Raw genomic sequence first — 26,257 nt, 5'->3', positions numbered from 1 at the left:
CCTGCGAATTCGTTCAAGCCGCTACGACGCGCAGGCCGGCTTCGACGGCGTCCGACGACTCGCACGGTTTGCTCAGCATCGTCACCTCAAGGAAGCCGACCGCCTTGAGCTGATCGCACATCAGCGCGCGCGCATCCTGAGCCATCGATGCTTCGGGCACCACGACCGCGCGCGCCTGCGACGTCAGGAGTTCGGCCGGCAGATCGGACGCGGTGCCGGCATCCAGCAGCACATGATCGTAGACCCGCAGCAGCGCGTCGATCGCAAGCGTCAGCCGCGGCGATTGAAGCTGCGCACGGTCGAAGCCGGGGCGTCCGGCGCTGACGAGATGGACGCGCGACAGCCGGTCCTTGGTGATAATCTGCGCAAACGAGGCCTCGCCCTGCATCAGTTCGGCAAGCCCTGGTGCCACCGGATCGACCGACGCCGCCGTCATCGTCGGCGAGGATGCAACGAGATCGACCACCACGATCTTTGCCTGCTGCGCCATCAGCCGCGCCAGCGTGAGTGCGGTCAGCGTGATGCTCTCGCTCGATGCCGTGCCGAGCACGGCCACCTTGCGCGCTGCAGCGGCTACGCCAACCAGCTCATCAGCCAGTTGCTCGATCTCGCTGTCCCCCGCCGCAGCATCCATGCGCGGGGCGTCGGCATGCGGCTCATTCAGCGTTGGCTCTGAAACGTGATCCGCTTCAGCGAGGTTCGCCACAGGAAGCTCGGGCGCGTTCGCCGGCGGACGCACCGGTTCCGGCGCAGAAGCCAGGACGATCTCTGGCGCAATTTCACGCATAACTTCTGACGAAGCCGCACCGAGTGCCCGAGGGGCGGTCATGCGTAGCAATTCACCGGTCGCGATCGCGCCCGAAGTGAGCAGCAGGGTCGCCAGCGTCGCGATCAAGACGATCGGCAGCTTCTTCGGATAGGCCGGGGTGTTGGAGACAGTAGCGCGGGAGATGATACGACCATCGGCCGGCGCCGCCTCGATATTCTCGCGGGTGTTCGCCTCGCGGTACTTGGCGAGATAGGATTCCAAGAGGTCCCGCTGGGCCTTGGCCTCGCGCTCGAGGGCGCGGAGCTGCACGTCCTGGCCGTTGGTCGAAGAAGCCTGTTTTTTCAATTGATCGAGGCTCGCCGTCAGGCCTTCGACCCGGCCGCCGGCGATGCGGGCATCGTTTTCCAGCGAGCGAGACACCTTGCCCGCCTCCTCGCGCAACTGCCGATCGAGATCGGCAAGCTGGGCCTTCAATTCCTTGATGCGGGGATGACCGCCGAGCAGCGTCGAGGATTGCTCGGCGAGCTGCGCGCGCAGTGTCACGCGCTGCTCGGACAGCCGGCGCACCAGTTCGGAATTGAGCACCTCGGAAGCCTCGATCGGCTTGCCGCTCTGAAGCATCTCCTTGATCAGCCGCGCCTTGGATTCGGCATCCGACTTCAGCGCGCGGGCGTTGTTCAACTGCGTGTTGATCTCGCCCATCTGCTGGTTGGACAGCGTGGTGTTGTTGGTGCCTACGAACAGGCTCGACTTGGAGCGGAAATCCTCGACCCGCGATTCGGCCTCGGCCACGCGCTTGCGCAAGTGTTCTATTTCACCCGAGAGCCACTGGCTGGCAGACTTCGCTTGCTGCTGCCGGGCGTCCTGCTGCAGCACCAGATAGCCTTCCGCGATCGAGTTGGCGACGCGCGCGGCCAACTCGGGATCGCGCGACTGGAATTCAACCACGATGACCCGCGACTTGTCGACCGCATAGGCCGTGAAGCGCTCATAATAGGCTTCCAGCACGCGCTCTTCCGGCGTCAACGAAAACGGATCGCGCCCGATGCCGACCAGTGCCAGCAGCGATTTCAGCGGCGAGAGCCCCTGAAGCACCGGATCGAATTCGGGACGCTCGGCTAGCTTGTTCTTTTTGATGATCTCGCGGGCCAGATCGCGCGATTGCACCAACTGCACCTGGCTAGTGACGGCCTCGGCGTCGAGCGCACTGCGCTCCTCGTTGCGCTCGCCGTTCGGCCGCAGGAAAACGTTCTCGCGCCCATCGACCAGGATGCGCGCTTCCGACTTGTAGCGCGGCGTGATCATGTTGACCGCGGCCAGCGACAGCACCAGCGCCAGCACTGTCGGAACGATGATCCAGGTCCGCCTGCGCATCAACGCCTGACCAAGCGCATGCAGATCGAGATCGCCGGAATCGGATGCGGTGACGGTCTTCGGCGCCGAAGACACAGGCCTTGCCATTGCCCGCTGCACCACCGGCTTGTCCTTGCCTGCACGCCAGAACGCCAAACGCATCGCACACTCCCGCGGACGCAACTATCGGTCCACTCGATCAAGGCGATTACACTTCATTATGGTTGCTGCTGGGTTAATTTGCCTCGTCTGCGCGCCCGAGCAGAACCTCGCGCGCGCAGTCATTTTTTGTTAACCATCAAAGCCCTTAATCGCGGAATACTTTTCAGGATACCTGTAATGCGAGGCGTGCTCGCCCCTATTCGATATCTGATTGCTGCGCTGACGCTTGCGGGCTGCCTGGTCCGGGCTGCGCAGGTTCCGGTCGCATCTGAAGGCGGTCTCGATGCCTGTCGTTGACGGTCAGCCGCTTCGTATCCTGCACGCAACGCGCGCGCCGGTCGGCGGCATCTTCCGCCACATCCTCGATCTCGCCAACGGCCAGGTCGATCGCGGCCATCACGTCGGCATCATCGCCGATAGCCTCACCGGCGGCGAACGCGCCGAGCAGGCGCTGGCGGAAATCGCCCCGCGCCTCGAGCTCGGCGTTCACCGCACCGCCATTCGCCGCGAGCCGCTGCCGTCCGATCTTCTGGTGTGGGCCCGGTTCCAGCGCATGATCCGCCAATTGAAGCCGGACGTGCTGCACGGTCATGGCGCCAAGGCCGGCGCCTTCATGCGTTTAAGGACCGCTTCCCGCGACAGGGTCAGGGTCTACACTCCGCACGGCGGCTCGCTGCACTATCCGCTGTCGACGCTGAAGGGCAACATCTATGCCCGTGTCGAACGCGCGCTGATGAACGATACCGACCTGTTCCTGTTCGAAAGCGCGTTTGCTCGCAACACCTACCAACGCACCATCGGCACGCCGACGGGACTGGTGCGATGCGTGTTCAACGGCGTCACCGCCAGTGAATTCGACCCCGTCATCAAGGCGGAGGACGCCACCGACCTGATCTATGTCGGCGAGTTCCGACACATCAAGGGCGCCGACCTTCTGATCGATGCGGTAGCGCGGCTGCGCGTCGACGGCCGTCCGGTGACGCTGACGCTCGCAGGCGACGGCGAGGAAGGCGAAGGCCTCAAAGCCCAGGTCGCGCGGCTCGGCCTCGGTGAGGCCGTGCGCTTCATCGGCCACGTCAAGGCGCGTTACGGCTTCTCCAAGGGCTCGCTGCTGGTGGTTCCCTCCCGCGGAGACTCGATGCCCTACGTCGTGATCGAGGCGGCGGCCGCCGGCATTCCGATGCTCGCCGCCAATGTCGGCGGCATCCCCGAGATTTTCGGCTCGCATGGCGACGCCTTGTTCGCGCCGAGCAACGCAGCCGCCATGGCCGATGCCATCGAAGCTGCGCTGAAGGATCCGGCCGCGACAAAGGAGCGAGCCAAATCGCTGCGCGAACGAATCTTCCAGCATTTTTCGCAGAAGGCGATGGTCGAGGGCGTTGTTGCCGGCTACCGCGAGGCGTTTGCCAATCGTTAACCGAAAATTACCAGCGTAACTGTTTCTTCCGATTTGTCCCGTAAGCCCGTGGTGTGGGGAATTCCGCACCAGCGGGCACGTTGCTGTGTGCCCGCTCAAGAACGGACGTGGACCAGTGGAATCGATTAACGCACGCTCGATGCTCGATGCCGCGGCGACCGCCAGCGCCGATCGTCCGCCGATCGAACGGCGCCGCAGGCTATCTCCGGCAGCGCTCACCGTCACCCATCAGAAAGTTGGCCGCGCCTATTCGCCGATCGTGATCGCAGGCGTGGTTCGCGTGATCGATTTCGCGATGTTAAGCGCGATCGGTACTGCGCTCTATTTTGGTTATGTCGTACCTCTCAGCGGCTTTTCCTGGGAATTTCTTGCGGCGATCTTCGGCGTGGCGGCAACGGCCGTGATCTGCTTCCAGGCCGCCGATATTTATCAGGTACAGTTATTTCGTGGCCATCTTCGCCAGATGACGCGGATGATTTCATCCTGGGCATTCGTGTTCCTGCTGTTCATCGGCGCATCCTTCATCGTGAAGCTCGGCAGCGAGATTTCGCGGCTGTGGCTTGCGGCGTTTTTCGTGAGCGGCCTCGCGGCGCTGGTCACGGAGCGCGTGCTCCTGCGCTCGCTGGTGCGCCGCTGGGCCCGCCAGGGCCGGCTCGATCGCCGCACCATCATCGTGGGCGCCGACGAGAACGGCGAGGAACTCGTCCAAGCGCTCAAGACGCAGGATGATTCCGACATCCATGTGCTCGGCGTTTTCGACGACCGCAACGACGACCGCGCGATGGACACCTGCGCCGGCAGTCCCAAGCTCGGCAAGGTCGACGACATCGTCGAGTTTGCGCGCCGCACCCGCATCGACCTCGTGCTGTTCGCACTGCCGATTTCGGCCGAGACCCGCATTCTCGATATGTTGAAGAAGCTGTGGGTGCTTCCGGTCGATATCCGCCTTTCGGCCCATACCAACAAGCTGCGCTTTCGTCCCCGCTCCTATTCCTATCTCGGCGAGGTGCCTACCCTCGACGTGTTCGAGGCGCCGATCACCGACTGGGACCTCGTGATGAAGTGGCTGTTCGACCACGTCGTCGGATTCGTGATCCTGCTGCTGGCGCTACCGGTGATGGGGCTGGTTGCGCTCGCGGTGAAGCTCGATAGCCCGGGGCCGATACTGTTCCGCCAGAAGCGTTTCGGCTTCAACAATGAGCGCATCGACGTCTTCAAGTTTCGCTCGATGTACCACCATCAGGCCGATCCGACCGCCTCCAAGGTCGTGACCAAGAATGACCCGCGCGTCACCCGCGTCGGGCGCTTCATCCGCAAGACCAGCCTCGACGAACTGCCGCAGCTCTTTAACGTCGTGTTCAAGAGCAATTTGTCCCTGGTCGGGCCGCGCCCACACGCCGTGCAAGGCAAGTTGCAAAGCCGCCTGTTCGACGAAGCCGTTGATGGCTATTTCGCGCGCCACCGCGTCAAGCCGGGGATTACCGGCTGGGCTCAGATCAACGGCTGGCGCGGCGAAGTCGACACCGACGAGAAGATCCAGAAGCGCGTCGAGTTCGACCTGTATTACATCGAGAACTGGTCGGTGCTGTTCGATCTCTACATCTTGCTCAAGACGCCGATCGCGCTGATGACCAAGAGCGAGAACGCGTATTGAGTTGAGGAGACGCCAACGCGGAAGTGGCGCCGAAGTTAGTTGAGTTGCGTGAGTGTGTAATGGCGTATGCGGCGACAGCCGGGGAATCGCTCCCATCGATAACGGCCGCGCCCGGCGTGCTCGCGCTGCAGCGCGCTCTGGTTTGGCTGGTGGGTGCGTCGATCGCCATCGTCTTCATCGAGCCGAGCCCCTATGAGCTGGCGACGCTTGCCGCCTCGGTGATTTTCTTCGCAACGGGCGCACGGATGCGGCTGGTGTTCATGCCGCTGCTGTTGCTCTTGTTCCTGCTCAACCTCGGCTACAGCATCAGTGCGGTCGCCGTAATGGATCGGCCCAATGTGCCGAGCTGGATTGCGACCTCCTGGTACATGGCGATCACGGTCATCTTGTTCGCGATGGTGATCTCCGAGGATACCGCGGCGCGGCTCGACATGCTCCGGCGCGGCCTCATCGTCGGCGCGATGATTGCGGCGCTAGCCGGCATCGCGGGTTACTTCAATCTCGTCCCCGGCGGGCGCGACCTGCTGACGCTGTACGACCGCGCCCGCGGTACCTTCAAGGACCCGAACGTGTTTGGCGCGTTCCTGGTCCTGCCGGCGCTACTCGTGCTGCAAAGCGTGGTCACGGACAAATTCGGCAAGGCGTTCCGCAGCGCGATCGTGTTTGGCATCATATCGTTGGCGATTCTCCTGGCGTTCTCACGCGCTGCGTGGGGTATGCTTATCATCACCTCGGGCTTCGTGCTGGCATTGATGGTGCTGACCAGCCGCTCGCAGTCGCAGCGCTCGCGCATCATCGTGATGGCGCTGGTTACCGTAGTGCTGGCCGCCGCCCTGGTCGCGGTGCTTCTGTCCTTCGATTCGATTGCGCAGCTATTCAAGGAGCGCGCCAGCCTTGACCAGAGCTACGACGAAGGCCGCTTCGGCCGGTTCGGCCGGCACATCCTCGGCGCAGAAATGGCGTTGGGCCTGCCATTCGGCATCGGTCCGCTACAGTTCACCCGCTACTTCCCGGAAGACACCCACAATTCGTACCTGAACGCGTTCATGTCGGGCGGTTGGCTCTCCGGCGTCTGCTATCCGGCATTGGTCTTCGTCACGGTTCTGACGGGCTTCCGCTATGTCTTCGTCCGCGTGCCCTGGCAGCCGGCTTATCTGGCAATCTTCGCGGCCTTCCTCGGCACGGTCGGCGAGAGCTTCATCATCGATACCGACCATTGGCGGCACTTCTGGATGATGCTGGGAACGATGTGGGGCATGTTCGTCGCCGCCGAACGCTGGAAGGCGGGTAATGATCCGGCACAGGCGCGGGAGCGTAGCGTGTAGGGTGGGCAAAGGTGCGCAAGCGCCGTGCCCACCATGATCTTGCTCGCTCTTAATGGTGGGCACGCTTCGCTTTGCCCACCCTACGATCTGCGGCTACTTCTCCACCGTAAAGGTCAGCCCCGCGTGATCAACCAATCGCTTGATCAGCTTGTGCTGCATCGCTGCGCCCGGCGTCCAGAATCCGGCCGGCACATCGGGCGCGTCGCGCAGCAGGCAGATCGCGCATTCGGAGATCATCTTCGAGGTGGAGCCGTAGCCGGGATCGCGATCGCCCTTTACCGCGGCGCGGACCTGTCGGCCGTCGGGCGCGATCGCGACGTACAGGAGATCATAGAGCCCGTTCTCGCGCTCTTCCTTTGAAGGACCCTCGCCGGGCTTTGGCGCATTCGGGCCGGTCTTTTCGGTATTGGCCGCCATCACGAGCTTGGCATTGGCCTCGCCCTTCTCGCCGGGGCCGGTCAGCACCATTTCGTCATAGATGAATTCGCGGCCGTACGGGAATCCCATCAGCATGTTGGAACGGTGGACGTTGCGCGTGTTGATCAAGGCCATCATGAACGGCGCGGCCCAGGATTGCATGTCTTCCTCATAGGCGGGCTTGTTGCCCCGCGGCTGTTTTGGACCGGTGAAGCCGGGCGTCAGCGCAAATGGATCGTTGAGGATGACCACAAGGCTGAGATCCTTGGCGACTGCATCGAAGGTCGCTTTGGCGCTTGCTGCTGTGCCGCCGGAAAGCGTACCGCGCATGTCGCGCACGCGACCCTTGACGCGCGATGCCGGCGCGCCGAACACGCGCTTGGCCTCCTCCTGCACGAAGAATGCGCCGAGCTCGAACGGTACGGAGTCGAAGCCGCAGGAAAACACGAGCCGCGCGCCGCTCGCCTTCGCCGCGGCCTCGTGCTTGTCGATCATCTGCCGCATCCAGATCGGCTCGCCACAGAGATCGAAATAATCGGTGCCTGCCTCCACGCAGGCTGCGATCAGGTCATTGCCGTAGAGCTGGTACGGGCCGACCGTGCTGATCACGCATTTCGCCCGGCCAACCATCGCCTTCACCGACGCAGGATCAGCCGCATCGGCGACGATCAACGGCGTGTCGGCCGGCGCACCAATAGCGTCACGGACGGAAGCGAGCTTGTCCTTGCTGCGGCCGGCCATCGCCCACTTGAGGCTGGCGTCACCTTTGTAATGCTCGGCGAGATATTCGGCGACGAGCTGGCCGGTGAAACCGGTGGCGCCATAGACGACGATGTCGAATTTCGACGAAGACATGTTCGATTTCCCTAAGGCTCGTCATTGCGAGGAGCGAAGCGACGAAGCAATCCACTGCTCCGCTTGGACGGCATGGATTGCTTCGCTCCGCTCGCAATGACGGTTTCCTCTGGCTTTCGCAAGCCTATTTCTTCGGATAGGACACGCCCATCCCGGCGCGGACATCAGCTTGGATCCCATAGGGCGCGATCGGATAGCGCAGGCCATTCTTCGCGAGCTGCTTCATGCCTACGATGGCCTTGGCAAGATGTTCCGGCTTGAGCGCGATCAGCATCTCTTCGTCGGGCACGCCGCCATAACGCCGTTCCGCAAAGCAGGGCAGCGAGAGCGACGGCTCGCCGGTCTTCAGCGCCCTGCCCCAGGAATCCGCGCAGGCGGTCTCGCCGACCACGCCCCATTCGAATTTCTTGTAACCGGTATATTGCAGGCCGTTGATCAGAATGATCATCTGGCCGGGCGTGGCGTAGACCAGGCAGATATCCGGCGGATTGAGCCGGCCGCTGGTGAGCGGGCTCACCGCCATCGCCTGGTACTGGCCGAAGGGCACCACGTCGAGCGCTTCCTGACGCTTGCGTGCATCTTCGGCGGTGCCATGCCAGACGCCGACGTAGTTTTCCCCCGCGAGCCACTTCTCATCCTGCGGCGCAAGCCCGATCACCGCACGGCATTGCGCGCCGACCAGATCGTCGCCGGTGATGCCGACGGTCCAGCCGAGCCGCGAAGCCATGCTGACGATCTGATCGGTGGTATGCACCGCCGAGGGACGCCGGATTTTTGGAATCGCCGTCATCTCCTCGACGCTGGCAAACATCTTGATGCCGATCACGGTCGTCTTCAGCCGTAGCAGGCTGTTCAGGTCGGCCACCATGCCGGCCAAATCGAACGCTTCCGGCGGCGTCTGCTGTTGCATGGCGTCAACTCCCAAATCGGCGCGCTTAGCCGGCGCCTGTCCTTCGATTGTAGCCCGGCTGGCTGCCGGCTGCTACTTTGCCGGACCCGGCAACACCTCGTCGATCTTGCCGGTGGCGCGGTAAGCGATCAGGCCCATCCATTCGCGCAGCGCGAGGTCGGTTCGTCCTAGTCCATCGATCGCAATATTGGTGAAATCAAATACGTCGCCGCCTCGGCCAACCCGCCAGTCGACAGGATAGGGCTCGACCGCAAATCCTGCCTTCCGGAACAGGCCGACCGACCGCGGCATATGGAAGGCCGAGGTCACCAAGAGCCAGCGCTCGCCTTGCTTGGGCGCAAGCAGCGCCTTGGAGAATTCCGCGTTCTCCTGCGTGTTGCGGGAACCCCGTTCCATGATCAGCCGCGACTTGTCGATGCCGAGGCTTTCGAAGATGGCGCCAGCGAAATCGGCTTCCCTGGCGTCGTTCGAAATCAGTCTCGCGCTGCCGCCTGAGAAAACAATGCGAGCCTTCGGGTAGCGGTGCGCCAGCGCGGCAGCCGCGATCAGGCGATCGGGCGAACTGCGCACCACCGGCGTGCCGTGCGCGACGGAGAGATCGGCTTCGATCGATGCGCCGAGCACGATGATGCCATCAGGCGCGCCGCGCGCACCGTCCCATGGCGGAAAGCGCTGCTCCAGCGGATAGAGCAGCAGGTTCCCGAGCGGCGACAGTCCGCAGATGACAAGCAGCAGAACGGCTGCGATCACCAGTTTGCGGCCGAGCGATGCAAAGCGGGTGAACATCAGGATGGCACCGACGAAGCCTACGCCGATCAGCAGATTCGTCGGCAACAGCAGAAAGCCGAGCGTCTTGGAGAGGACAAAAAACAAGGGAAGCCTCTGATAATGTCTGGTACAGCGTCATACGACGCCATTGCAGCAACCAAAAGCCTCCGCATGCCCCATCATCACCTGCATTCCAGCCCCGAAACCTGCCACTGGGGCTTCTTCGAAGCCAAATTGACGCCCGTCATGACCATTGCCAGCGGCGACGAAGTCACCATCGACACCGTGACGGGCGGCCCGGACGTGGTGCCTGATCGCAGCAAGTTTCACGTTCCTCCCGAGCTTGCCGATATTCACGCGCGAAGCGAGCGGATGCTGCCGGGCCATATTCTCACCGGCCCGGTCGCCGTGGAGGGGGCCGAGCCCGGCGACGTGCTGGAGGTCGATATTCTCGACGTCCTGCTCCGGCAGGACTGGGGATACAACCTGATCCGTCCGCTGGCGGGGACGCTACCCGACGATTTTCACGAAACGCGGATCCTGAACATTCCGCTCGACCGCGAGCGGATGGTGGGACGGATGCCGTGGGGGCTCGATCTGCCGCTTAAGCCGTTTTTCGGCGTGATGGGCGTGGCGCCGCCGTCCGCCTGGGGCCGCATCACCTCGCTGATCCCGCGCGCGATGGGCGGCAATCTCGACAACAAGGAGCTGGGCGCCGGCGCCAAGTTGTACCTGCCGGTGTTCGTGCCGGGCGCGCTGTTCTCCTGCGGCGATGGCCACGGCGTGCAGGGCGATGGCGAAGTCTGCGTCACCGCGATCGAGACCGCGCTGCAGGGCCGCTTCCGTCTGACGCTGCGCAAGGACCTGCGGCTCGCCTATCCCCGCGCGGAAACGCCTGACCATTACATGACGATGGCGATGGACCCCGATCTCGATCAATGCGTGGTGCGGGCGCTGCGCGACATGATCGTGCTGCTCGGCGAGAAGCGCAATCTGTCGCGCGAGGATGCCTACACGCTCTGCAGCCTCGCCGCCGATTTGCGCGTGACGCAAACCGTGAACGGCTCCAAGGGCATTCACTGCATGATCGCGAAGGCGGTCGTGCACGGCTGATCGGACGACTTGCGCCTCTTCAAAAAGGAGAGCGCAGCTTCAGCCGCGCGTAGAACAATACGCTGGTCTTTCCGACCAACGCGGTCCCCTGCACTTGCGCGCCGTCGGCGGCGTACGACCCGCTGAAGCCGCAAGTGACTTCTCGCCCGCCGAACAGCGGCAGGCTGCCTGCCGATTTCGTGTGCTCGTTGGTGATCAGTTCACCGCGCCACTTGCCGCGATCCGCGGTGTATGAACCCGTGTAATAGAAATACGAGTCACCGCCGGCGATCTTGCCGTCGCGCAGCACAATCACGCCGTGCGCGCGGCCATGACCGCCGTCCGTCATCTCGATATGAATGGTGTAGAGACCGTTCGTTACTGTCATTGCGCCCTTGCCGCCATCCCAGGGCATCATCGGCATTCCCTGCAGCGCGAAGCAATGGGGAAATGACACACACGGCTGGATCGTTTCGCCGCGCCTGTAACCGCCGTTAAGACTGCCGCGCGCTGCGTGTCACGGGCGTTTTGGTTAATCCACAAACCCCGCTTCTACTTTTAATACGTTTTTTCAAATGGATAGAGAGCTATCCACAAGTCGTTTGACTCATGTGTGTAAAACTAAATAGAGTCGAAATAGTAACTTTTCAGTACAGCGTTTAAAAGTTAGCGTTCCCCATGGCTACAGAAAAAGCCGAAACCGACCGCGTTCCCGTGACCTTGGCGCTCTCGACCATCGCTTATATGGAAAAATTGGTGAGACAGGGCACCCACGGCACTAGTGTTCCCGGCGTTGCAAGGACCCTGATCGAGGAAGGCATTCGGCTCGCCATCAAGGATGGGCTGCTTGCAATCCGCGACAACGGCAAGGCGTCCTGACGGGAGCAGCGCGGCGGTTTTCACAGAACGTGGAACCGAGAAAATGCTTACGAATGTACCGACCTGGACCACCGATCGCGTCGAACTCCTGAAGAGTCATTTTGAGGCCGGCCTCACCTGCCGCGAGATCGCGGCCAGCATCGGCGTCAGCCGTAACGCCGTGATCGGCAAACTCTCGCGCCTGCAATTGACGCGCGGCCCCGCCCCTGCCGAACCGCGTCCGACCAAGGTTGCCAGGGAGCGTTCGCGGAAATCCATTCCCCGGTTGCAATATCAAATACTGCAGGCCGTTTACGAAAACCCGCAGCCGATCCAGGAAGAGCCAATCGCCAGCAACCAGCGCTGCTCGCTGCTCGAACTCAGCAACGAAAGGTGCCGCTGGCCGATCAGCACACCAGGAGCAGAGGACTTCTGCTTTTGCGGCAATACGCCGGTGGAAGGCATGCCCTATTGCTCGGGCCACACGCGCCTCGCCTACCGCCCTGGTTCGCGTCAACGCGTCTCGCGAGGATCAGGCAACGGGTTCGCATGAAGAATACGCTCTAACAAAAGAGAAGCGTCGGTTCTGCTTCAATCAGAGCCGACCAGCCCTACCCGAGCCGCCAGCCGACCTCTTCCGTAAAGCTCTTGTAGAACTCCGGCGTGTAGGCCTTCTCCGGGGCCTGCCGCACCCGCTCGTCGAGCTTGTGGGCATCGTCGCCGACGAGAATCCGCCAGCGTTCGGCCTTGACGCCGTCGAGGATGATTTTTGCCGCAGCCGCCGCCGTGGTCGGCGCCTCCTCACGGAAAGTGCGGGCGCGGTCGAGTGCGATCTTCTGGATGTCGTCATCCGACATCGGCTCGGTGTCGATGCCCATGCCCTTCAGGCGCTGCCGCGTCGCCAAAATTTCGTTCGGGCTGAGTTCATCGGATTCCGATCCGCTCTGGATCTTGCGCGAATTGGAAACGATCGAAGTGCCGATATGCCCGGGCATCACGACAGAGCATTTGATGTGCGGGGCGTTGAGCCGCAGGTCCGTCATCAACGCCTCGGTGAAGCCTTTCACTGCGAACTTGGCGGCGCTGTAGGCTGTGTGCGAGGCACCCAGGCCCACGGATGCCCAGAACCCGTTGACACTCGATGTGTTGATGATGTGGGCCTCCTCGGCCTTGATCATAAGCGGCAGAAAAGTGCGGACGCCGAGATAGACGCCGCCCCAGCAGATGTTGAAGGTGCGCTCCCACTGCTCGCGCGTGTTGGTGAACAGGCTGCCACCGCCGCCGATGCCGGCATTGTTGAACAACAGATGGATCCTGTCGGTCGCCTGCTGCTCGATCAGTTCGTCACGAAAGCGCTGGAGATGCGCCTCGATCGAAACATCGGCGACGTGGGTGGTGACGCGCAGGCCCTGCGGCAGCCTCTCCGCCTCGCACAACCGCTTGGTCTCGGCCATCGCTTCCGGCGAGACGTCGCACATTGCGACATTGCAGCCTTCGGCCGCGAGCTGACGCGCGAGCTCGCGGCCCATGCCCGTGCCGCCCCCGGTGATGACGGCGAACTTTCCGGCAAAATCCTTCATTGAGACGCTTACCTCGGTTTTCAATTTTTGAGTTGGAGCCCTCATGGCATGGAGCCCGTGCGGAACGACAGTAACAGGTGGGAGCTGCCGGTAAAGCCGTCCGCGAGACGGGCGGCTCGATTGTCTTACAGGGCGTTTTCGCGCAGCGGAATTACTCTGCTGCCTCGCGCGAGCCGCCGAGCGCGCCCAATCCCTCCAGCGCCTTCCGGATCGCGGCCTGCTGCGCGGACGATGCGTCTGGCATCGGCGCGCGGGAGAATGTCGTCGGCAGGCCCTGCAGGGACTGCGCATAGCGCGTGCATGCCGGCAGATTGTCCGAGACGATCGCGTTCCACAGCGTCAGCAGTTTCTTGTGCAGCTCGAGCGCGCGAGTGTGGTTGCCTGCCTTGACCACATTCCAGAGTTCGACGGAAGCATGCGGCGCGGCGCTCAGGATCGCCGCGATCGAACCATGCGCGCCGAGCGTATAGGACGGATACATCAGCGCATCGACGGCACTGTAGATCAATTTGTCCGGCGCCATCATCATGAGGTCGGCAAACAGTTTCAGATCACCCGCGCTCTGCTTGACGCCGATGACGAGCGGCACCTCTTTCATGATCCGCGTCAGCAGCGCTGGCGACAGATAGGACCAGGGCACGACGTTGTAGATGATGATCGGCATGCCGATTTCATCGGCCATGCGGCGGAAATGGTCGACCATCGCCTGCTCGTCCGGCTTGAACAGGTAGTGCACCGGCGTCACCTGAAGCGCTGCAACATCCATGTCGCGCACCAGCTTGCCGCGCCGGATCGCATCGCGGGTGGAATCGACGATGATGCCGGCGATCACGGGCGCGCGCCCTTTCGCGGCCTCCACCGTCGCCGCCACCAGATCACGATACTCCTCGTGATCGAGCGTATGCCCCTCCCCGGTCGAACCGCCGGCCGCCATGCCGTGGCTGCCGGCCGCGATCAGCCAGTCGACCTGCGATGCAACGAGTTTGAAATCGATCTCGCCGTCTTTCCGGAACGGCGTCGTCATCGGCGGTATCACGCCGGTCGGACGTGCTTTCATGGGCTGCCCTCGCGTTTCCATCCGTTGCGTGCGGGCGTATTCCCCGCTTTCGCAAAACCAAGCGTACCCAAGGACGGAACGGCGATCCAGTTGCGGAATTGGCACGGCAGAGTAGCGGAAACGCCGCGTCTTGCACATGCGCTTGGTCTCAACCGCGGATCAACGCACTGCGGGCGCGTGCAGGGCGCGCCCTTCACACATTGCGGGCTGACCGTCTCGGGTCAGCGCTTGCAGATGTCGCGGGTTGCTTGCTCGCCGCGCATGACTTGCACTATTTCGGCCGGTGCAAGACTGTCGAAATCGGCGCCCACAAGCGTACCGTAGCGATGATATCGCCGGCTTGCCTGCGGATGCGCCGGTCTGCTTCGCGTAGGCAAAGAACTTCATGGTGGCCTCTACTGCCGCTGCGCGGTTGTCGGGATCGCAGAGTTCGCGATCGTCCAGCGCGTAGATGCAACTCGCCAATTGTCCCCATGTGTTGGCCAGATTAACTGTCCGGTTTTCGGACCAGCGGTCTGACTTGCCAAGCATGGCGGAAACGTTCGCCTGCATGCTGCCGGCCTTCAGGACGAAGTACGCCGCGCTCGACTCCATCTTGTTGGCGTCCGGACCGAGGTCCATCGCTTTGAAGATACAGCTTCGCACGACCGGCGCGGTTTCCGGCCGGCCGATACGATTGGTGTCGGCGAACATTGAAACACTAGGTCCGCCCGAGAACAGGCTTTGCACCAGATTCGATATTTTGGGCGCCCAGATCCACCCGCCGACCACAAGGATGTCCACGACGCCGCGCGTCTCCGGCCCGTTGAGGGTGTTGCGGCGCACGTCGGGCAATTCCCCCTGGGACCAGGACAGCGCAGGCATAGAGCTTGGTTGGGTCATGAAAGCTGCGGGGAAATATTCACGGCCCGCGTAGCTTGAACCTTGAGCCCGCGGCAGCGACCTACATACCGGAGGCAGTACAAATAAAATGAACAGGAGGCCGCCGTGACCCAGTGGCGCGATACCATGGTCGATCGACCGGAAACGGATGATGCGGCCTATTTGACGGGCTGGACAGTTAGCGGAGTAGCCGTGCTGGGGGCCATTGTTGCCGTCTGGGTTTTCGGCATCTAGCAGCGATCAAAATCACTATCCGTGAAAATGAATGGTCGGAGCGAGAGGATTTGAACCTCCGACCCCTAGTCTCCCAGACTAGTGCGCTAACCGGGCTGCGCCACGCTCCGATGCCGTTCCATTAGCTGCGATCAGCGCCCGGCGCAAGGCAGGAGAGCGGCCCCATTGCGGCCGGGTAGACCGCCAGTTCCGTCCGCCCGCTCAGCCGTCCTTCAGCGCGTTGTCCAGCAATTGCTTGCAGGCGATGAGGTCCTGCAGCACCCGCTCCAGGCGCTCGCGGTCGGCGTCCGACGGCCCCGGCTTGGTCCTCGCAAACGGCAGCAAAATGCCGTCGTCGTCGGTGTCGACAAAGCGGTAGTCGATTTCCTTCTCTTCGGTCTCGAAGTCCTCGTCGTCGGCTGCGACGGTCGGGATCTCGCCCTCATCGGGCTCCTGCAGGCTGAGGCCGATCGCTTCCTCGACGGCGCCGAAGGTGACCGCCGAGGTCTGGTCGGCAAGGCCCTGCACCGATTTGATGCCGTGCTCTTTGAGGATCCGCTGCACGCCGCGGATCGTATAGCCCTCGCCGTATAGCAGACGGCGGATGCCCTTCAGCAGATCGACATCGTCCGGGCGGTAGTAGCGCCGCCCGCCGCTTCGCTTCATCGGCTTGATCTGGGCAAACCGCGTCTCCCAGAACCGCAGCACGTGCTGGGGAATGTCGAGTTCTTCAGCGACTTCGCTGATGGTGCGGAACGCATCCGGCGCCTTGTCCAAGTGCCAGCTCCTCTCAACTTTATTCGTTGGTGAAGACGCGGTACTCGCCTTGCTACGCAGCCGTGCTAATCGATCTCGCTAGTCCATCTTGTTAATCGGTCTTGTCAGTCGGTCTTGCTTTCGCCGTTGCCGGGCGCGTGACCGTTGATCCGCTGCTTAAGGATCGCCGATGGCTTGAACACCATCACGCGACGCGGCGAGATCGGCACTTCAGTACCGGTCTTCGGATTACGTCCGATACGCTGACCCTTCTTGCGCACCATGAAGGAGCCGAACGACGACAGCTTCACCGTCTCGCCCTTCTCCAGGCAATCGGTGATCTCTTTCAGAACGAGTTCGACAAACGCTGAAGATTCCGTCCGCGACAGGCCCACCTTCTGGTAGACCGCCTCGCACAAATCGACACGTGTGACTGTTTTTCCGGTCCCGGTGGTCATCGCCTGCCCCGCACTCTCGGCGAACAAATTTATTCCCTGAAATTATGAGGTTAGCACGCAATGGTCAACAGAGACCATCATGCAGAAGCATGGAACCGCACTACAATTTTAGACAGTACTTTTACGCCACGTCTACCAGCGCACCAGCGCGGAACCCCAGGTGAAACCGCCACCCATGGCTTCGAACAGCACCAGATCGCCTTTCTTCACGCGCCCGTCCTTGACGGCGACGCCGAGCGCCAGCGGGATCGACGCAGCCGACGTGTTGCCGTGCAAATCGACGGTCAACACCACCTTTTGCGGCGCAATATGAAGCTTATGCGCCGAAGCATCGATGATTCGCTTGTTGGCCTGATGCGGGATGAACCAGTCGATGTCCTCGGCGGTCGTCCCGGTCGCATTGAAGGCGTCCACGATGACGTCCGTGATCATGCCGACCGCGTGCTTGAACACTTCGCGGCCCTCCATCCGGAGATGACCGACGGTCTGCGTCGTGGAAGGGCCGCCGTCCACGAACAGCTTCGACTGGTGCCGGCCGTCTGAACGCAGATGCGTCGTGAGCACGCCGTGATCGGAAGGCAAGCCCGGCTGATCCTGCGCCTCCAGGACGACCGCGCCGGCTCCATCGCCGAACAGCACGCAGGTGCCGCGGTCGTTCCAGTCGAGAATGCGCGAAAACGTCTCCGCTCCGATCACCAGTGCGCGCTTGTAGGCGCCGGAGCGCAGGAAATTGTCGGCGGTGGCGAGCGCGAAGACGAAGCCGGAACACACCGCCTGCAGATCGAAGGCGGCGCCATGATGGATACCGAGCCCGTTCTGGACTGCAACCGCGGTGGCCGGAAAGGTGTTGTCCGGCGTCGAGGTCGCGAGCACGATCAGGTCGATCGCCTGAGCGTCGAGACCGGCATGTTCCAGCGCCGCGCGCGCGGCGTTGATCGCCAGGTGCGAGGTGAACTCGCCTTCGGCCGCGATGTGGCGCTCCCGAATGCCGGTACGCTGCACGATCCACTCATCCGAAGTGTCGATTCGGGCCGCCAGTTCGGCATTGGTCAGCACCTTCTGCGGCAGGTAAGAGCCGCAGCCCAGCACCACCGAACGTTTCGCAGTCACGAGACAGCCTCCTGCGCGGTCGGTGCCAGCGCACTGCCGTCGCTATTTATCATCTGATTGATCTTGGTGAGGAGATCGCAGCGGACCATCTCATAGCCAACATCGACTGCGTAGGCAAAGCCTTCGGCGTTGGTTCCGCCGTGGCTTTTGACAACCACGCCTTTCAATCCAAGCAGCACACCACCATTGCCTTTGTTCGGGTCCATTTTGTCACGCAGCGCCTGAAAGGCGCCGCGGGCAAGCAGATAGCCGATGCGTCTCAGCCAGTTTTGCGACAGGGCGTTGCGCAGGAATTCCGACATCTGCCGTGCGGTCCCCTCGGCTGCCTTCAGCGCGATATTGCCGGAAAAGCCTTCGGTCACGACCACGTCGGCCACCCCTCTGCCGATATCGTCGCTCTCAACGAAACCGACATAGTTGAGCTGCGGCAGGTTCATCGCTCGCAATCGCTCCGCCGCCTCGCGGATTTCTTCATGTCCCTTCATCTCTTCCCGGCCGATATTGAGCAGCCCTACGGTCGGCCGCTCGATACTGAACAGGACGCTCGCCATCGCGCTGCCCATCTCTGCGAGCGCCACGAGGTGGTGTGCATCGCCGCCGATAGACGCGCCGAGATCGAGCACGACGGTATCACCGCGCACGGTCGGCCACAGGGCTGCGATCGCCGGGCGGTCGATGCCGGGCAGCGTGCGCAAGTGGAGCCGCGCCATCGCCATCAGCGCACCGGTGTTGCCCGCGGAAACCGCGACATCGGCCTCGCCCCGCTTCACCGCGTCGATCGCAAGCCACATCGAGGAGGTCTTGCGGCCTCGCCGCAGCGCCTGGCTCAACTTGTCGTCATTGCTGATGGCCACGTCGGTATGGATAACGCGCGAAGCCACCTTCAATGTGGGGTATTTCGCCAATTCTGCGTCGATCTGCTTGCTGTCGCCATAGAGCAGAAATTCGCTGTCGGGATGCCGTTTCAGCGAGATGGCGGCGCCGGGAATGACGACCGCTGCGCCGACATCGCCACCCATGGCGTCAAGCGCGATTCGAACCTTTTGCGGCATGAACGTCCCGGAAACCTGATCTCTTGCGGCCCTCGTAGACGCCGGCCGCGCACTGGAATGGCACCGTTAGGCGGTGCTCGGCGAAACGCTATACCGCACCTCCGCCGGGCCGCGACAATAGCGTGTCCCCGGCCCGACACAACCTCTTGACCACGCTCTTTTGGCAAAAGCGAAGCGGTGTGGCCCGAAATCGAGAATAAGAAATATATTCAGATAATTCAATACCTTATTGAGGATTCCTGGCGAGGTGGTGCAGCTACATCAAACCGAATGCGGCCTCATGGACTACTTTGGCCACCGGCTACTTGCCTTTGGGCTTCCTGGTGCCGGATTTCTTCGGCGCTGCCTTCAACGCCTTGAGCGCTGCGAACGGGTGATCCTCGGGATCGGCAGCTTCGACCATCGGCTCGAATACGGCGCCGGGTTTGCGCGGATATGGATCGACCGCGAGATACAATGCATCGGTGGCGACCCTGCCGAGATCGATCGTGCCGTTCTCGATCGGCTCGGGCGGATCGGGCGTTTCCTCGTCGCTTTCCTCGGCGTCATCGACCAGCGCGGCCATCTGCGGGATCTGCTCGGGCGGAGCGAATATCAGGTCGATCGGCTCGTCGATCTCGTTCTCGATCTCTTCCAGCGTCACCACGCAGGTCTGCCCGATCCGCGCCCGCACATGGCCGGCCACATGGAAGCGGCTGCCGCTCTTCGGCGTCACGTCGAAGGAAGCCTGCGCCGATAGCACCTCGCGCAAGCCGCCCGTGTCGGCCACGGCTTTGCGGATGGCCTGATCGGCCTCGATGTCGCGATGGAGGCCCGTCTCGGGGATCTGCGCCACCGCAACGGGAACACGCCACGGGTCGGGCTTCTCTGTGCCAGTCTTGCTCATTGCTGCGCGCCTGCTTTCTCCGGCGAGGGAAACTTGCCCCGGCCGCTTACCAGCGTCGCCTCGTCGAGGCTGTCGAGGCCCGTCATTGCCGCCTCGGCGTAGGCGGCCAGCAGTCGGGCCTTTTCGATGTTCTCGCCATTCAGGATATTCTTGCACATCGCCTGCGCCAGTGCCTCGCGGCCCTCGGTCAGCGCAAGGTCATAGGCCGCGGTCCGGCCATAGAAGGCTTCGCCGAAGGCCTGCATGCGCTTCGGCACCGTGAGGTCTCCGACCCCCATCTCGCGCAGATTATCGTCCATATCGTTGCAAAAATGGTCGAACAGCCCCTGCGATAGCGTCGTGCCGCCCTCCACCGACTTCAGCCGTCGCAGGACCAGCCACAAGTGCAGGAGAAGCAGGTCAAAACGGCCGTTAACCGTGTCCGGAACCCCAAAGTCCCGATAAAACAACGGTTCTCGCGCCTGCGTCACGATCATGCCATAGATGGCCTCGATGGTGCCGCGCAGCGGCGTCCGGGGTTTCCTGAAGTGATTGAACGGCCAAAGCATTGTGGGTTCCGCAAGCGAGCCCTCCCGGGCCGCGCATGTTGCAATCAAGCGTGCTGCCCGGTACGTCAACGCACCGCGCGATGCAAGAGGACGGGCGAATTCCTGAGATGACCGAAATGAGCCACCTGAGCGCCCGCGTGTCCTCGCCGCGCCGCATGACCGCGCGCCGGCGCGGTTTTCGCGCTGCCGCAGCCGTTGCACTGGTCTGCGCCGCACTCGCCGGATGCACCGGCGAGCAGTTCCAGAAGGGCTACATCCTGCCGCCCAACGCGCTGGAGCAGATTCCGATCGGCGCCAGCCAGGACCAGGTGCTGATCGTGATGGGAACGCCATCCACGGTCGCGACCTTGAACGGCGAGGTGTTTTACTACATCTCGCAGCGCTCCGAGCGCAAAGTCGCTTTCATGAACCAGCAGGTCGTGGACCAGCGCGTGATAGCGATCTATTTCGACAAGAACCGCCAGGTGCAGCGGCTTGCCAATTACGGATTGCAAGACGGCAAGATCTTCGACTTCATCAGCCGCACCACGCCGACGTCCGGCCAGGAGCTCAGCTATCTGACGCCGCTGTTCAAGTTGCTCAGCTTCAACTAGCGATTGGCTGCTTTCCGCGAGACGGAAAACCTGAGCTAAATCACACGCTTGCCCTGCGCGCGTACGCTGCCTACTACGGCGCTGCGTACAACGATTTAACAACAGGGAGTGAACTTGTGACGATTAGAGTTTTTTCTCGCCGCCGCGTGTTGACCGGTGCCGCAGCGGTTTCGGCAGCAGCAATCTTGCCGCGGTCGAGTCTAGGCGCCGACTGGCGGCCGACCGAAAACGTTCGCCTCATTGTGCCGGCGGCACCAGGAGGCACCACGGATGTGATGGGACGCTTGCTGGCGGCACATCTGCAGAAGGCGTGGGGCCAGTCCGCGGTCGTGGAAAACCGCTCCGGCGGTGGCGGCACCATCGGCACCGCCGAAGCCGTGCGCAGCAAGGGTGACGGACACACCATCCTAGTCGGCAATCCCGGCCCCAATGCGATCGCCTACAGCATTTTCCGCAACATGCCTTACAAAGCGGATCAGCTGCAGCCGGTTTCCAACCTGATCCGAATTCCAAACATCGTATCGGCGCATCCGTCGGTGCCGATCAAGTCGATCGCGGACCTGATTGCCTATATCAGGGCAAATCCGGACAAACTCACCTATGCCTCGTCCGGCGTTGGGCAGAGCCCCCACCTTACCGGCGCCTGGTTCCTGCAATTGACCGGCCTGAAGATGGTCCACGTGCCGTTCCGCGGCGCCGGCCCGGCGCTGCAGGCTGCGCTTGCCGGCGATATCCAGATCCTGTTCGACAATCTCTATCCGACGCTGCCGCAGGTTCTGGACGGCAAGCTCAATGCGCTGGCGGTGACGACGCCGGAGCGCAACGCGCTGGCGCCCACCATTCCCACCATGCGCGAGAGCGCACCGGAGCTTGCAAAGTTCGACGTCTCGTCCTGGTTCGGCATTTTCCTGCCGAAGAGTGTGCCCGCCCCTGTCCTCGACGCGCTCAACAAGGAGATCAAGGTGTTCCTGGAGCGCGATGACATCAAGGACCAGATGGCCAAGATCGGCGCACGCACCGATTACGGGACGCCGCAGCAGTATTCCGACTTCCTCCAGGCGGAGACGACGAAGTTCGGCGACATCATCAAGCGCGAAGGCCTGCAGATGGACGCGGGCTGAGCGCCAGACGTCTCGTCCAAATCAAAACCCCGCGGCTCGTACCGCGGGGTTTCTTGTTCGATCAGCTATTCGCCGGATCAGTGCGCCAGGATCGCCAGCAGCAGCAGCGCCACGATGTTGGTGATCTTGATCATCGGGTTGACCGCGGGACCCGCCGTATCCTTGTAGGGATCGCCGACGGTGTCACCGGTCACGGCGGCCTTGTGGGCGTCCGATCCCTTGCCGCCGAAGTGGCCGTCCTCGATGTACTTCTTGGCGTTGTCCCAGGCGCCGCCCCCTGAGGTCATCGAGATCGCGACGAACAGGCCGGTCACGATCACGCCGAGCAGCATGGCGCCGACGGCGGAGAACGCCGCCGACTTGCCGGCCGCGCCGCCACCCGCGATCGCGTAGATCGCGAAGTAGACGAAGATCGGCGACAGCACCGGCAGCAGCGACGGAATGATCATTTCCTTGATCGCAGCCTTGGTCAGCAGGTCAACCGCCTTGCCGTAATCCGGCTTGTCGGTGCCCTGCATGATGCCGGGCTTTTCGCGGAACTGGCGCCGCACTTCCTCGACGATCGCGCCGGCCGCACGGCCGACCGCGGTCATGCCCATTGCGCCGAACAGATACGGCAGCAGGCCACCGAACAGCAGACCAACCACCACGTAGGGATTGTTGAGCGAGAAGTCGGGCAGCACGCCCTGGAAGTACGGATGCTTCGGAGCGTTGGCGATGAAGAACTTGAGGTCTTCATTGTAGGCTGCGAACAGCACCAGCGCGCCGAGGCCGGCCGAGCCGATCGCGTAGCCCTTGGTGACCGCCTTGGTGGTGTTGCCGACCGCATCCAGCGCGTCGGTCGACTTGCGGACCTCCTTCGGAAGGCCCGCCATTTCGGCAATGCCGCCGGCGTTGTCTGTAACCGGACCGAAAGCGTCGAGCGCGACGATCATGCCGGCCAGCGCCAGCATCGTCGTGGTCGCAATCGCGATGCCGAACAGGCCGGCAAGGCTGTAGGTGATGAGAATGCCGGCGATGATGACGATGGCGGGCATCGCAGTCGCTTCCATCGAGATCGCCAGACCCTGGATCACGTTGGTGCCGTGGCCCGTGACCGAGGAAGAGGCGATCGACTTCACCGGACGATAATCGGTACCGGTATAGTATTCGGTGATCCAGATGATCAGGCCGGTGACGGCGAGACCGATGACGCCGCATTGGAACAGCGCCATGCCCGTGTACTTCACGCCCGCCAGCTCGCCGAAACCGATCAGCCAGTGGATGACGGCTGCGACGCCGAGCAGCGACAGCACGCCGGTGGCAATCAGGCCCTTGTACAAGGCCCCCATGATCGACTGGCTGGCGCCGAGCTTGACGAAAAACGTGCCGATGATCGAGGTGATGATGCAGATGCCGCCGATAGCGAGCGGCAGGGTCATCATGTTCACCAGCAGCGGCGAGGTCGCGAAGAAGATCGCGGCGAGCACCATGGTGGCGACCGCGGTCACCGCATAGGTCTCGAACAGGTCGGCCGCCATGCCGGCGCAGTCGCCGACATTGTCGCCGACGTTGTCGGCGATGGTCGCCGGGTTGCGCGGATCGTCTTCGGGAATACCGGCTTCGACCTTGCCGACGAGGTCGCCGCCGACGTCGGCGCCCTTGGTGAAGATGCCGCCGCCGAGACGGGCGAAGATCGAGATCAGCGAGGCGCCGAAGCCGAGCGCTACCAGCGCGTCGACGACGACGCGATCGTTGGCCTTCAACCCCATGAACTGGGTGAGATAGGCGAAGTAGATGGTGACGCCGAGCAACGCGAGACCCGCCACCAGAAGACCGGTGATCGCACCCGCCTTGAAGGCCAGTTCGAGGCCGCCGGCCAGCGACGTGGTCGCCGCCTGGGCGGTGCGCACGTTGGCGCGAACCGAGACGTTCATGCCGATGAAGCCGGCAGCGCCCGACAGCACCGCGCCGATCAGGAAGCCGATCGCAACCAGCATGCCGAGGAAGTAGGCCAGCAGCGCGAAGATCACGACGCCGACCATGGCGATCGTCATGTACTGGCGGCGCAGATAGGCCTGCGCGCCTTCGGCGACGGCCGCCGCGATTTCCTGCATGCGCGGATTGCCGGCGTCCGATTTCAGAACGGAAGACGTGGCCCAGATGGCGTAGACAATCGAAAGCGCTCCGCAGAGCACAATCACCCACAATGCTGTCATTGAATTTGCCTCAGTTTTTTGTTCGTTCCACCCCCGCGCCGTCACCGCGGGTAGCGGCGGACGCATAAAAAGGAGGCCTTCCCTGCCCAGAAGGGCGGCCTCAAATCGGGCGGGACCATGCCAAAATCGCCCTTCCGGCGCAATGTCACGGAGGGCGAAAACCGTCGATTTTTGAAAGGTGTCACCCGGAATACGTCCAGCCAACTGGCGCCCCGGCGGCGTCGGGCATTCGGCCCGGCCCAAAATACAAGAGCCCACTCAATCCCAAGGGAATCGAGCGGGCTCACTAGCCATTCCAGTACATCCGTGAAACGACCGTTTCGAGGCCTTAGACCAGCGACAGGTTTTCCGCGCTTACCTTGCCCCGCATCTTGTCGGTCTTGAGTTCGAACTGAACCTTCTGACCTTCGGCCAGCCCGCCAAGGCCGGCGCGCTCGACGGCGGAGATGTGCACGAACACATCCTTGCTGCCATCGCTCGGCTCAATGAAACCGAAACCCTTCTGACCATTGAACCACTTCACTGTTCCCGTAGCCATTTTCTCTTCTCCAAAGCACATAGGCTTTTCATTCCGCGCGGCGATCGCACGGATTCAAATCCAATCTCGACGATGTCTCTGGAAAGAAGCCCCGTGGGGCGCGTTCAAAAAGGCACGGCGGTAATCGAATGCGCCACAACCTATAGGTTTTCAGCGAAATTGCAATGGCCGGCAGGAAATAAAGCCGACGGCATGCTGCGACGCCTTCAAAAATGGCTGTAGGACAGCCGTTCCAGCACGATTTCCTTGCCCGCTTTGTCGACGAACTTCGGAACTGAACTCCCCGCGACGATCGTTCCGATGGAACTAGGCGCAACCCCTGCGCGCCCCGCGGCAGCTTCGAAGGCTTCAACACGCTCTTCCGGAATCGTGCAGAGGATTTCGTAATCGTCGCCACCGACGATCAATGTTTCCAGTCCGACAACGCCGCGCGACACCAACCCCCGCGCTGCGCCGGACAACGGCACCTGCTCCAGATCGACCACGGCGGATACGCCCGACACGCCGCAGAGCTTTGTCAGGTCGCCGGCCAAGCCATCCGATATGTCCATCGAAGCACTGGCGTATTCGCGAACGATCTCGGCCATTGCCACGCGCGGCTGCGGGACGCGATAGCGCCCGACCAGCATCTCCCGCGCGGCTGTATCGGCGGCGGCATGCACCTTTCCCCCGCGGAGGATGGCCAGCCCCAGCACCGCGTCTCCGATCGTGCCCGTCACCATCACGCGCTCGCCGGGTTTGGCACCGCTGCGATGGACCATTCTGCCCGGCGGCACGCGGCCGAATGCAGTCACCGAAACCATCAGCGGCCCCGGCGTCGACACCGTATCGCCGCCGAACAGCGGGCATGCGAACTGTCCGATGTCCTCGCCCAGCGCCGCCACGAACGGTTTTAGCCAACCCTCATCCGCACTGCGAAGCGCCAGCGTCAGGACAAAGCCGGCCGGCGTTGCTCCCTTCGCGGCGAGATCGCTGAGATTCACCCGCAGTGCCTTGCGTGCGACCGCATCGGGAGGATCATCGGGCAGGAAATGCACGCCCTCGACGATCGCATCCGTCGTCACCACGATGTCATCGCCGGACGGCTTCAGCGCCGCAGCATCGTCGTCGAGACGGAGGGCGCCGGGGTCGGTCGCAAGCGGGCGGAAATAGCGCGCGATCAGCCGGTCCTCGCCGGACACTGGTTTGCCGCTAGCCACGCGTGAACTCGTCGGCGCGGAACTGGCGCGCGATCTGATCGAGCACGGCGTTGACCATGCCGGTCTCGTCCTTTTCGACAAAGGCATGGGCGACGTCGACATATTCTGAGACGACCACGCGGCCCGGCACGTCCTTGCGATGCTCGAGCTCGTAGGAGCCGGCGCGCAGCACCGCGCGCAAGATCGCGTCGATCCGCTTCAACGGCCAGCCCTTCTGCAGCGCGTCGTCGATCAGAGGATCGAGCCTTGCCTGATCGCGGACCACGCCCGACACCACGTCGCGGAAGAACGCAGCTTCCGCCGGCAGGTATTTCTCGCCCTCGACCTCGTTGCCGAGCCAGTGGCTTTCGAACTCGGCGAAGATGTCGTTGATGCCAGCGCCCGCGATGTCCATCTGGTACAGCGCCTGCACGGCAGCGAGCCGCGCCGCGCCACGGCGGTTGGCTTTCTTGTCGGGAGTTTTGGCGGGCTTCTTCTCTGCCATCG

At 62.8% G+C, this 26,257-nt stretch carries 27 protein-coding genes and 1 tRNA gene; 9 read left to right on the top strand and 19 right to left on the bottom strand.

The features are described 5' to 3' along the window. Window positions 1-13: 13 nt before the first annotated feature. The gene (locus tag LMTR3_RS21985; RefSeq protein ID WP_065747088.1) at window positions 14-2,284 is read right to left on the bottom strand and encodes a GumC family protein; all 2,271 of its coding nucleotides are present in this window, start codon (window positions 2,282-2,284) and stop codon (window positions 14-16) included. A gap of 283 nt (window positions 2,285-2,567) precedes the next feature. On the opposite strand from LMTR3_RS21985, the gene LMTR3_RS21980 reads away from it, so the two are divergent. From LMTR3_RS21980 to LMTR3_RS21970, 3 genes are all read left to right on the top strand, one after another. Then, the gene (locus LMTR3_RS21980) at window positions 2,568-3,701 is read left to right on the top strand and encodes a glycosyltransferase family 4 protein (RefSeq protein WP_065747361.1); all 1,134 of its coding nucleotides are present in this window, start codon (window positions 2,568-2,570) and stop codon (window positions 3,699-3,701) included. A 115-nt stretch (window positions 3,702-3,816) separates the two neighbouring features. After that, window positions 3,817-5,355 carry an undecaprenyl-phosphate glucose phosphotransferase gene (locus LMTR3_RS21975; RefSeq protein ID WP_084029754.1) on the top strand — a complete coding sequence of 513 codons (1,539 nt, stop codon included), beginning with the start codon at window positions 3,817-3,819 and terminating at the stop codon, window positions 5,353-5,355. Window positions 5,356-5,414: 59 nt separating this feature from the next. Continuing rightward, entirely contained in the window at window positions 5,415-6,680 is a 1,266-nt protein-coding gene (locus LMTR3_RS21970) for an O-antigen ligase family protein (RefSeq protein ID WP_065747086.1), read from the top strand. 93 nt (window positions 6,681-6,773) lie between these two features. Here LMTR3_RS21970 and LMTR3_RS21965 read toward each other — a convergent pair whose 3' ends face one another. The 3 genes from LMTR3_RS21965 to LMTR3_RS21955 all read right to left on the bottom strand — a co-directional run bounded on the left by LMTR3_RS21965 (window position 6,774) and on the right by LMTR3_RS21955 (window position 9,735). Next, window positions 6,774-7,952 (bottom strand): saccharopine dehydrogenase family protein, encoded by a 1,179-nt coding sequence (locus LMTR3_RS21965; RefSeq protein ID WP_065747085.1) that lies wholly within the window; start codon window positions 7,950-7,952, stop codon window positions 6,774-6,776. 124 nt (window positions 7,953-8,076) lie between these two features. After that, complete coding sequence (locus tag LMTR3_RS21960) at window positions 8,077-8,862, bottom strand: DUF169 domain-containing protein (RefSeq protein ID WP_065747084.1); 786 nt, start codon at window positions 8,860-8,862, stop codon at window positions 8,077-8,079. Window positions 8,863-8,934: 72 nt separating this feature from the next. Beyond that, complete coding sequence (locus tag LMTR3_RS21955) at window positions 8,935-9,735, bottom strand: YdcF family protein (protein WP_084029753.1); 801 nt, start codon at window positions 9,733-9,735, stop codon at window positions 8,935-8,937. Between the two features lie 66 nt (window positions 9,736-9,801). Here LMTR3_RS21955 and LMTR3_RS21950 point away from each other — a divergent pair, with 66 nt between their 5' ends. After that, complete coding sequence (locus LMTR3_RS21950) at window positions 9,802-10,743, top strand: acetamidase/formamidase family protein (RefSeq protein WP_065747083.1); 942 nt, start codon at window positions 9,802-9,804, stop codon at window positions 10,741-10,743. Between the two features lie 19 nt (window positions 10,744-10,762). Here the strand turns inward: LMTR3_RS21950 and LMTR3_RS21945 are convergent, their stop codons facing one another. Then, on the bottom strand, window positions 10,763-11,140 hold the full coding sequence (locus tag LMTR3_RS21945; RefSeq protein ID WP_245319968.1) for a GrlR family regulatory protein: 378 nt from the start codon (window positions 11,138-11,140) through the stop codon (window positions 10,763-10,765). A gap of 260 nt (window positions 11,141-11,400) precedes the next feature. On the opposite strand from LMTR3_RS21945, the gene LMTR3_RS21940 reads away from it, so the two are divergent. Both LMTR3_RS21940 and LMTR3_RS21935 read left to right on the top strand, forming a co-directional pair. Beyond that, on the top strand, window positions 11,401-11,601 hold the full coding sequence (locus tag LMTR3_RS21940; RefSeq protein WP_065747081.1) for a hypothetical protein: 201 nt from the start codon (window positions 11,401-11,403) through the stop codon (window positions 11,599-11,601). Window positions 11,602-11,644: 43 nt separating this feature from the next. Further along, window positions 11,645-12,133 (top strand): GcrA family cell cycle regulator, encoded by a 489-nt coding sequence (locus LMTR3_RS21935; RefSeq protein WP_065747080.1) that lies wholly within the window; start codon window positions 11,645-11,647, stop codon window positions 12,131-12,133. 58 nt (window positions 12,134-12,191) lie between these two features. Here the strand turns inward: LMTR3_RS21935 and LMTR3_RS21930 are convergent, their stop codons facing one another. The 3 genes from LMTR3_RS21930 to LMTR3_RS21920 all read right to left on the bottom strand — a co-directional run bounded on the left by LMTR3_RS21930 (window position 12,192) and on the right by LMTR3_RS21920 (window position 15,081). Continuing rightward, on the bottom strand, window positions 12,192-13,160 hold the full coding sequence (locus LMTR3_RS21930) for an SDR family oxidoreductase (RefSeq protein ID WP_065747079.1): 969 nt from the start codon (window positions 13,158-13,160) through the stop codon (window positions 12,192-12,194). Between the two features lie 151 nt (window positions 13,161-13,311). Then, the gene (locus LMTR3_RS21925) at window positions 13,312-14,217 is read right to left on the bottom strand and encodes a dihydrodipicolinate synthase family protein (RefSeq protein ID WP_065747078.1); all 906 of its coding nucleotides are present in this window, start codon (window positions 14,215-14,217) and stop codon (window positions 13,312-13,314) included. Window positions 14,218-14,376: 159 nt separating this feature from the next. Further along, entirely contained in the window at window positions 14,377-15,081 is a 705-nt protein-coding gene (locus LMTR3_RS21920; protein WP_065747077.1) for a hypothetical protein, read from the bottom strand. 123 nt (window positions 15,082-15,204) lie between these two features. On the opposite strand from LMTR3_RS21920, the gene LMTR3_RS39875 reads away from it, so the two are divergent. Beyond that, entirely contained in the window at window positions 15,205-15,333 is a 129-nt protein-coding gene (locus tag LMTR3_RS39875; RefSeq protein WP_283809317.1) for a hypothetical protein, read from the top strand. A gap of 32 nt (window positions 15,334-15,365) precedes the next feature. Here the strand turns inward: LMTR3_RS39875 and LMTR3_RS21915 are convergent. The 7 genes from LMTR3_RS21915 to LMTR3_RS21885 form a co-directional block, all read right to left on the bottom strand. Then, window positions 15,366-15,443, bottom strand: a tRNA-Pro gene (locus tag LMTR3_RS21915). 91 nt (window positions 15,444-15,534) lie between these two features. Next, window positions 15,535-16,089: a MerR family transcriptional regulator gene (locus LMTR3_RS21910; protein ID WP_065747076.1), complete on the bottom strand. Its 555-nt coding sequence runs from the start codon at window positions 16,087-16,089 to the stop codon at window positions 15,535-15,537. A gap of 104 nt (window positions 16,090-16,193) precedes the next feature. Beyond that, window positions 16,194-16,526, bottom strand: coding sequence for an integration host factor subunit alpha (locus tag LMTR3_RS21905; protein WP_065747075.1), 333 nt, complete (start codon window positions 16,524-16,526; stop codon window positions 16,194-16,196). Between the two features lie 132 nt (window positions 16,527-16,658). Further along, window positions 16,659-17,636: a beta-ketoacyl-ACP synthase III gene (locus LMTR3_RS21900; protein WP_065747074.1), complete on the bottom strand. Its 978-nt coding sequence runs from the start codon at window positions 17,634-17,636 to the stop codon at window positions 16,659-16,661. Beyond that, window positions 17,633-18,688, bottom strand: a complete 1,056-nt coding sequence (gene plsX / locus LMTR3_RS21895) for a phosphate acyltransferase PlsX (RefSeq protein WP_065747073.1) — start codon at window positions 18,686-18,688, stop codon at window positions 17,633-17,635. The genes LMTR3_RS21900 and plsX overlap by 4 nt, the downstream gene beginning before the upstream one ends. Window positions 18,689-18,989: 301 nt before the next feature. Then, complete coding sequence (locus LMTR3_RS21890; RefSeq protein WP_065747072.1) at window positions 18,990-19,574, bottom strand: YceD family protein; 585 nt, start codon at window positions 19,572-19,574, stop codon at window positions 18,990-18,992. After that, on the bottom strand, window positions 19,571-20,122 hold the full coding sequence (locus tag LMTR3_RS21885; protein ID WP_065747071.1) for a ubiquinol-cytochrome C chaperone family protein: 552 nt from the start codon (window positions 20,120-20,122) through the stop codon (window positions 19,571-19,573). The genes LMTR3_RS21890 and LMTR3_RS21885 overlap by 4 nt, the downstream gene beginning before the upstream one ends. A 116-nt stretch (window positions 20,123-20,238) precedes the next feature. On the opposite strand from LMTR3_RS21885, the gene LMTR3_RS21880 reads away from it, so the two are divergent. Further along, complete coding sequence (locus LMTR3_RS21880) at window positions 20,239-20,715, top strand: outer membrane protein assembly factor BamE (RefSeq protein WP_502686662.1); 477 nt, start codon at window positions 20,239-20,241, stop codon at window positions 20,713-20,715. Between the two features lie 272 nt (window positions 20,716-20,987). Further along, complete coding sequence (locus LMTR3_RS21875) at window positions 20,988-21,836, top strand: Bug family tripartite tricarboxylate transporter substrate binding protein (RefSeq protein WP_502686661.1); 849 nt, start codon at window positions 20,988-20,990, stop codon at window positions 21,834-21,836. A 77-nt stretch (window positions 21,837-21,913) separates the two neighbouring features. Here LMTR3_RS21875 and LMTR3_RS21870 read toward each other — a convergent pair whose 3' ends face one another. The 4 genes from LMTR3_RS21870 to nusB form a co-directional block, all read right to left on the bottom strand. After that, complete coding sequence (locus LMTR3_RS21870) at window positions 21,914-24,034, bottom strand: sodium-translocating pyrophosphatase (RefSeq protein WP_065747069.1); 2,121 nt, start codon at window positions 24,032-24,034, stop codon at window positions 21,914-21,916. 328 nt (window positions 24,035-24,362) lie between these two features. After that, window positions 24,363-24,572: a cold-shock protein gene (locus LMTR3_RS21865; protein WP_028345703.1), complete on the bottom strand. Its 210-nt coding sequence runs from the start codon at window positions 24,570-24,572 to the stop codon at window positions 24,363-24,365. Window positions 24,573-24,778: 206 nt separating this feature from the next. Next, window positions 24,779-25,771: a thiamine-phosphate kinase gene (thiL, locus tag LMTR3_RS21860; protein ID WP_065747068.1), complete on the bottom strand. Its 993-nt coding sequence runs from the start codon at window positions 25,769-25,771 to the stop codon at window positions 24,779-24,781. Beyond that, on the bottom strand, window positions 25,764-26,255 hold the full coding sequence (gene nusB, locus LMTR3_RS21855) for a transcription antitermination factor NusB (protein ID WP_057845752.1): 492 nt from the start codon (window positions 26,253-26,255) through the stop codon (window positions 25,764-25,766). Before nusB ends, thiL begins: the two co-directional genes overlap by 8 nt. Between the last annotated feature and the right edge of the window lie 2 nt (window positions 26,256-26,257).

The sequence above is a fragment of the Bradyrhizobium sp. LMTR 3 genome, from assembly GCF_001693485.1.
Lineage (GTDB): Bacteria > Pseudomonadota > Alphaproteobacteria > Rhizobiales > Xanthobacteraceae > Bradyrhizobium.
This window is presented reverse-complemented; position numbering and strand designations above follow the sequence as displayed.